5 protein-coding genes and 1 pseudogene are annotated in these 6,564 nt (G+C 68.4%); 3 read left to right on the top strand and 3 right to left on the bottom strand.

The annotated features are described in order from the left end of the window. The 3 genes and pseudogenes from FV222_RS14485 to rnd form a co-directional block, all read right to left on the bottom strand. A pseudogene (locus FV222_RS14485) lies at positions 1 to 193 on the bottom strand (PQQ-dependent dehydrogenase, methanol/ethanol family); the annotation flags it as partial. A gap of 691 nt (positions 194 to 884) precedes the next feature. Next, positions 885 to 1,172 (bottom strand): hypothetical protein, encoded by a 288-nt coding sequence (locus FV222_RS14480; protein ID WP_147751213.1) that lies wholly within the window; start codon positions 1,170 to 1,172, stop codon positions 885 to 887. Positions 1,173 to 1,315: 143 nt separating this feature from the next. Then, positions 1,316 to 2,470: a ribonuclease D gene (gene rnd, locus FV222_RS14475; protein WP_147751212.1), complete on the bottom strand. Its 1,155-nt coding sequence runs from the start codon at positions 2,468 to 2,470 to the stop codon at positions 1,316 to 1,318. 231 nt (positions 2,471 to 2,701) lie between these two features. On the opposite strand from rnd, the gene aspS reads away from it, so the two are divergent. The 3 genes from aspS to FV222_RS14460 all read left to right on the top strand — a co-directional run bounded on the left by aspS (position 2,702) and on the right by FV222_RS14460 (position 6,536). Further along, positions 2,702 to 4,516, top strand: a complete 1,815-nt coding sequence (gene aspS / locus FV222_RS14470; RefSeq protein WP_147751211.1) for an aspartate--tRNA ligase — start codon at positions 2,702 to 2,704, stop codon at positions 4,514 to 4,516. Positions 4,517 to 4,590: 74 nt separating this feature from the next. Further along, positions 4,591 to 5,460, top strand: a complete 870-nt coding sequence (locus FV222_RS14465; protein ID WP_147751210.1) for a glycosyltransferase family 2 protein — start codon at positions 4,591 to 4,593, stop codon at positions 5,458 to 5,460. Continuing rightward, the gene (locus tag FV222_RS14460) at positions 5,457 to 6,536 is read left to right on the top strand and encodes an acyltransferase (RefSeq protein ID WP_147751209.1); all 1,080 of its coding nucleotides are present in this window, start codon (positions 5,457 to 5,459) and stop codon (positions 6,534 to 6,536) included. The genes FV222_RS14465 and FV222_RS14460 overlap by 4 nt, the downstream gene beginning before the upstream one ends. Positions 6,537 to 6,564: the final 28 nt, after the last annotated feature.

Raw genomic sequence — 6,564 nt, 5'->3', positions numbered from 1 at the left:
AGGCGACCTGGAGGTTCTTGACGTTGCCGGCGTTGATCTGGTCGAGCTTGGAATAGCGCGTGTTGGCGTAGTCGACCGTCTGAAGAACCTGCTCGGCGGGGTTCGCCAGGTGCTTCATCAGGTCTTCGTTCGCGAACGCCGGGCTGGCAACCGCCATGCTGGCGCCCAGGGCGAGAAGATGGACCGCTCTCATGTGTGTTCCTCCGACAAGTCTTGATGCCGACGCGGCGCGACGCAGATCGCGACGTGAAGACCTGACCTGACTCTTTGCGACAGGGATCGATATGCTTCGATAGCGGGCGGGAAATCGACGCCTTTAGGGTCGTCGAGCCAGAGACCGCCATCCCTGAGGCGGCCCCCTCGAAACCGAAGCTTGAACGAACTCTAAGAGATTTTTGAGCGTCGTCAACTCGGTTGTGCCGTCGGCCATAGGGTTGTGCGCAAGTCGCCGCACCCCTCTCGTGAAGTGCTGGGCCGATGATGCAGCGCAAAATATCGTTGTGCATCGCACAATGGCGGATGCTCGTGCGAGGCTTTGCTTCGCTTTCAGAGCGAAACACATGCGCGCACAGCGGCTATCTTTTCTAGCCCCCGGTTTTTCATGCGTCCAGCGCACGGTGCGTTGCCCATTCCATCACCATCCCGTGTTGTCGCCTGCATGAGACCCGGATGCAGCGCAAAACCCGTATCGGGTTACGGATCAAAGAACCGAGCAGTGTGGTTGACGATTTCCTGCCGCTTCTGCGCGCTCTCGCCGCATCCTCGTCGATCGGTGCGCGATCGAATGCACTTTCATGCTTCCCTCGGCTGCGAGAATCGGGTGCCGGGCTGCACCGACTCCGGCACCACCATCGCGCACCTGGCCACAACACCGGGTTAGACGCTCAAAGAGGCCCGACCGGCCCAGTACTCTCGAACTCCGCGGTGTCGCCGACGAGGTCGGTGATGGAAATCGCCAAAGCCCGTCCCGTCTTCAGGCGAAGGGTGGAGTCGGGCGTCAGCCAGATCGGACGCAGGCCCGCATGGCTTCCGTGCAGGCTGCCATGCGCGGTCACCGTCGAGTCTCGCCGCTCCACGACCACTCGGTAGCGAACGCGGACGGTGCCGCAGCCCTCCGCCGAGACGGTGCCCCGCCCTGTCAGCGTCTGGAGGACTTCGTTGGGTTCGTGCATCGGATGCGACGTGCGGCCCTGGGACGTTTCGGCAAAGGCATTGCCATTTAGTCCCGGCCTCGACCCGTGTCACGGGCTCGCCGATGACGTCGCGCTACGATGTCTCTGGAGGCTGGCCGTAAGGGCCCGGGCGCGACGAAGGTTCAGGTAAGCGTCCGGACGACGATCCGCCCGCCCTCGGCCGAAAGCGCGAGGCGGCCGTGCTTGAGGTCGAGGGCCTTGCTGCCGAACAACTCGCGACGCCAGCCCTGGAGCAGCGGCACGTCGGCGTCGTCGTCGTCGGCCACCGCCTCGAGGTCGTCCACCGTGGCGATGATCTTGGGCGCGACGCCCTCGGTCTCGCACACGGCTTTCAGAAGCACCTTGAGCAATTCGACCAGCGCGCCGTTGCCGCCGCTGCGGCCGCGCCCCCGCTCGGGCAAGGCGATCTCGGCCGTGTCGCGGGCGAAACCGCGCTCGACGGCCGCGAGGATGTCCGTGCCGGTGCGCGAGCGCTCGAAGCCGGCCGGGATCGAGCGCAGGCGGCCGAGCGCCTCGACGCTGCGGGGCGCCGAGGTGGCGACGTCGATGACCGCCTCGTCCTTCAGGATGCGCCCGCGCGGCACGTTGCGCGTCTGCGCCTCGCGCTCGCGCCAGGCGGCGACCTCCATCAGCACCGCGATCTCGCGGGGCTTGCGCATCCGGCCCGACAGGCGGCGCCAGGCCTGGGCCGGGTCGGCGCGGTAGGTGTCGGGCGAGGTCAGCACCGCCATCTCCTCGTCGAGCCACTGCCCGCGGTCGTCGCGGACGAGGTCGGCGACGAGCTTCTCGTACACCGTCACCAGATGGGTTACGTCCGACAGGGCGTAGGAAAGCTGCGCGTCGGAGAGCGGTCGCCGCGACCAGTCCGTGAAGCGCGAGGACTTGTCGATCTTGGCCTTGGCCACGTCGTTGACCAGCTGCTCGTAGGACACCGAGTCGCCGTAGCCGCAGACCATCGCCGCGACCTGCGTGTCGAAGAACGGCTGCGGCAGCAGCCCGCCCATCAGCCAGATGATCTCGAGGTCCTGACGGGCGGAGTGGAACACCTTCACCACGCCTTCATCCGCCATCAGGTCGACGAAGGGCTGGAGGTCGATGCCCTCGGCCAGAGGGTCGACCAGCACGCCGGTCCCGTCCGGCGCCGCCATCTGGATCAGGCAGAGCTTGGGATAATAGGTCGTCTCACGCATGAACTCCGTGTCCACGGTGACGAAGCTCTGCGCGGCGAGGCGGTCGCAGGCTTCGCGGAGCGCCTGCGTCGTACTGATCAGATCCATGCCTCCGGCTATATCGGAGGTTTTTTGCAAAGGGGAGCCGGGTGCCGGCTTATCCGTTCTCTTGCGCCCACACTCTTGCACCGACTCTCTTGATATCTTCCGCTGCCTTCGCGTGGACGCATCCGTGCCGCGAGTGCTTCGCGTCGTCGAGCCGCAGCGGACCCGCGCCCGACTGCTTGACTTCGCCCCCCTCGCGTGAATGGTGCCGCGCTTCAATCCCAAGGTTTTGCGATGCACCGTTACCGGACCCATACCTGCGGGGCGCTCCGCCCATCCGACGTCGGCGCGTCGGTCCGTCTCTCCGGCTGGTGCCACCGCATCCGCGACCACGGCGGCGTGCTCTTCATCGACCTGCGCGACCATTACGGACTGACGCAGTGCGTGGTCGATTCGGATTCGCCGGCCTTCAAGGCGGCGAACGCCGTGCGCTCGGAATGGGTCGTTCGCCTCGACGGGCGCGTCCGCACCCGGCCGGCCGGCACCGAGAACCCCGAGCTGCCGACCGGCGCGGTCGAGGTCTACATCGACGAGCTCGAGGTGCTGGGTGCGGCCGCCGAGCTGCCGCTGCCGGTCTTCGGCGACCTGGAATACCCGGAGGAGACCCGCCTCCGTTACCGCTTCCTCGACCTGCGCCGGGAGAAGCTGCACGCCAACATCATGAAGCGCGGCGCCATCGTCGATTCGCTCCGCCGGCGCATGCGCGAGGGTGGGTTCTTCGAGTTCCAGACCCCGATCCTGACGGCGTCGTCGCCGGAGGGGGCCCGCGACTACCTCGTGCCGTCGCGCGTGCACCCGGGCAAGTTCTACGCGCTGCCGCAGGCGCCACAGCAGTTCAAGCAGCTGACGATGATCGCCGGCTTCGACCGCTACTTCCAGATCGCACCCTGTTTCCGCGACGAGGACGCCCGCGCGGACCGCTCGCCGGGCGAGTTCTACCAGCTCGACATCGAGATGAGCTTCGTCACCCAGGAGGACGTGTTCCAGGCGGTGGAGCCGGTGCTGCACGGGGTGTTCAAGGAGTTCGCCGGCGAAAAGCGCGTCACCGACGTGTTCCCGCGCATCACCTACGCCGACGCGATGCTCAAGTACGGCGTCGACAAGCCCGACCTGCGCAATCCGCTGCTGATCGCCGACGTGACGGAGGAGTTCGCCGACGACGCGGTGGAGTTCAAGGCGTTCAAGGGCGTGATCAAGTCCGGCGGCGTGGTCCGCGCGATCCCGGCCACGGGCGCCGCGACGCAGCCGCGCTCGTTCTTCGACAAGCTCAACGACTTCGCCCGCGCTGAGGGCGCGCCCGGCCTCGGCTACGTCGTGTTCGAGGAGGTCGACGGCGCCTTGGCCGGCAAGGGGCCGATCGCCAAGTTCATCCCCGCACCGATCCTGACGCGGATCGCCGAGAAGACCGGGACGAAGGCCGGCGACGCGGTGTTCTTCTCCGCCGGCACCGAGGCCAAGGCGGCGGCGCTCGCCGGCAAGGCCCGCATCCGCATCGGCGACGACCTCGGCCTGTCCGACAAGGACCAGTTCGCGTTCTGCTGGATCACCGACTTCCCGATGTTCGAGTGGAATGAGGACGAGAAGCACATCGATTTCTCCCACAACCCGTTCTCGATGCCGAACTTCGACCACGACGCCTTCCTGGCGCTGGGCGAGGGCGACGACGCCAAGATCCTCGACATCAAGGCGTTCCAGTACGACATCGTCTGCAACGGCATCGAGCTGTCGTCGGGCGCGATCCGGAACCACAAGCCCGAGATCATGGAGAAGGCCTTCGCCATCGCCGGCTACGGCAAGGATGTGCTCGAAGCCAAGTTCGGCGGCATGCTCAACGCGCTTCGCCTCGGCGCCCCGCCGCACGGCGGCATCGCACCGGGTGTCGATCGCATCGTGATGCTGCTCTGCGAGGAGCCGAACATCCGCGAGGTCGTGCTGTTCCCGATGAACCAGCGCGCCGAGGACCTGATGATGGGCGCCCCCTCCGAGGCGACGCCGAAGCAGCTCCGCGAGCTGCACATCCGCCTGAACCTGCCCGAGAAGAAGGCGTGACGCGACGCGTTCCTTCCTCCCCCCTCCCCCGCAGAGGGGGGCGGGAGACGCGCGTCCTGCATGGAGCCCGCTAGGTGGCGAGCCTCGTCGCGGTCGTCGTCGCGCATGACAGCGCCGAGGCCCTGCCGGCCTGCCTCTCGGCGCTCGCGGCAGAGCACGTCCCGGCGATCGTCGTCGACAACGCCAGCCGCGACCGCTCTGTGGAGATCGCCGAAGCCGCGGGCGCACAGATGATCCGCAATGGCCGCAACGAGGGCTACGGCCGCGCCAACACCCGCGGGATCCGTGCCGCCGCGCAGGCCCGCTACGTCCTGATCCTCAACCCCGACGTCACCCTGCGGCCGGGCGCGGCCGACGCCCTGCTCGCTGCCGCCGAACGCTGGCCGGAAGCCGGGCTCTTCGCCCCGCGGATCGTCGAGCCGGACGGCCGGTTCTTCTACCAGCCGCGCTCGTTGCTGGCGCCCTACCTAACCAACCCGAGTGGGCGCCGAGACCTGCCCTCGGGCGACGCCTGCGCGCCGTTCCTGTCCGGCGCCTGCCTGATGATCGAGCGTGGGTTCTTTCTGTCGCTCGGCGGCTTCGACGAACGGATCTTCCTGTTCTACGAGGACGACGACCTCTGCCGCCGCGTCGCCGACGCGGGACGAGCACTCGTCCACGTGCATGGTGCCGAGGTCCTGCACGGGCGCGGGCGCTCCTCGGCGCCCGAGCGCGGACGGGTGTTCCGCACCCGCTGGCACCAGGCGTGGTCGCGCGCCTACGTCGCCCGCAAATACGGTCTCGCCGACCCCATCCTCCCTAGCCTCGTCGCCAACGTTCTCAAGGCGTTTCTGTCCGTGCTGATCCTGCGACGCTCAGGCTTTGAGCGCTACGGCGGATCGGCCGCCGGCGCCTGGGCCGCGCTCATGGGGCACACCGCGCTGGCTCGCGAGGGCCTCGAATGAGCCGCGCGCCGACCGTCGCCGAGGCATTGGCGCGCCCGCATAACGGCTTCTCCGGGCTTCGCCTGGTGCTGGCGGTCGCGGTAGTGGTCTCGCACGCCTTCAGCGTCACCAGCGGCAACGCCCTCGACGAGCCGCTTGCGCGCGCGACCGGCTTCACCCTCGGCGAGCATGCCGTGAACGGCTTCTTCGCCGTGTCGGGCTTCCTCGTGGCGATGAGCTTCGACCGGCGCGGCCTCGTCGATTACCTGATCTCGCGGACCCTGCGCATCCTGCCCGGCCTCGTCGCGGCGACGCTGGTCGTCGCCCTCGTGCTCGGCGCCGCGATGAGCACGCTGCCCCTCGTCGAGTACCTTCGCGACGGCGGCGTCTGGCGCTTCGTCCGCGGCACGCTGACGACCTTCAAAAGCAACGCGTCGCTGCCGGGCGTCTTCACCGACAACCCGTATCGCAGCCCGCTCGGCACGGTCTGGACCCTGAAATACGAGGTGCTCTGCTATCTCGGCGTCGTCGGCGCCGGGCTGCTCGGGGCGTTGCGTTCACGCTGGATCGCGCCCCTCGTCGTCGCCGGCTTCGCGCTGGCGCTGCTCGTCGCCGACGCGACGCGGCCCGACCTGCCCAAGGGCCTCGAGACGGCCCTGCGCCTGCCGCTGATCTTCGCCGTCGGCGCGGCGCTCTACACCGCGCGGGAGGTCGTTCGCCTGTCGGTGGTGCCCGTGGCGATCCTGGGCCTCGCCTGCCTCCTGGTGCGACACGGGCCGTTCTACCGGGCGCTGCTGTTCGTCGCGGAAGGCTACGGCACGATTTGGCTCGGCCTGTCGCCGTGGCTCGCCCGCAAGGTCTTCGACCCGAAGGCCGACCTGTCCTACGGAATCTACCTTTACGGCTGGCCGGTGCAGCAGAGCCTGCACGCGCTTTGGCCCGGAATCTCCGCGCTGCCGCTGCTGCTGCCGGCGCTGGCGCTCACGTTTCCCGTGGCGACGGCCTCCTGGTACGCGATCGAGCGCCCGGCGCTGCGGCTGAAGACGCGGACCCTGGGGCGGCGGACGCTCGGCACCATCGAGCCGGCGGGCCCGTGAGCGGGCAGGCCCCGCGTCGCTCCGAGCG

It is taken from the genome of Methylobacterium sp. WL103, assembly GCF_008039885.1.
GTDB lineage: Bacteria > Pseudomonadota > Alphaproteobacteria > Rhizobiales > Beijerinckiaceae > Methylobacterium > Methylobacterium cerastii.
Note: the sequence above shows the minus strand (reverse complement) of the source record. Positions and strands in the feature narration are given on the sequence as shown.